The sequence below is a fragment of the Lentzea sp. NBRC 105346 genome (genome assembly GCF_030269605.1).
Classification (GTDB): Bacteria; Actinomycetota; Actinomycetes; order Mycobacteriales; family Pseudonocardiaceae; genus Lentzea.
In genome coordinates this window covers 1-328 of sequence record NZ_BSTQ01000057.1, presented here as the reverse complement: position 1 = coordinate 328, position 328 = coordinate 1, and the positions used below count along the sequence as shown (strand labels likewise).

At 75.9% G+C, this 328-nt stretch carries 1 protein-coding gene; it reads right to left on the bottom strand.

From position 1 onward, the window contains the following. Positions 1 to 328, bottom strand: a 328-nt coding sequence (locus QSK35_RS42580; protein WP_285754140.1) for a transposase, incomplete at both ends; no start/stop codon positions are given.

Here is a 328-nt window from a genome sequence, read left to right as displayed (position 1 = left end):
GCTTCATCGCCGGGCCGTGCACCGGCGGCCGGCCGCGGGTCCCGGCAGGGCGGGGTGGTGGGTCGGTGAACAACACCGAGTCGCTGCGGACCCGCACCAGCAGCTGCACCGGCTGCCCGGCCAGCTGCCGGCCGAGCCAGGCCGCGCTGTAGTCGCCGTCGCAGCACACGGTCGGCACCCGCGGCAGGCCGGCGGGCAGCCGCCCGAGCAGTGCCCGGATCTGCGCCACCGCCACCTGGTGGTGGCAGTCGCCGGGACCGACCTGGGCCAGGTCCACCGGCAGCGCCCAGGAGGAGTCGTCATCGTTGGTGCAGGCCAGCCACTGGAA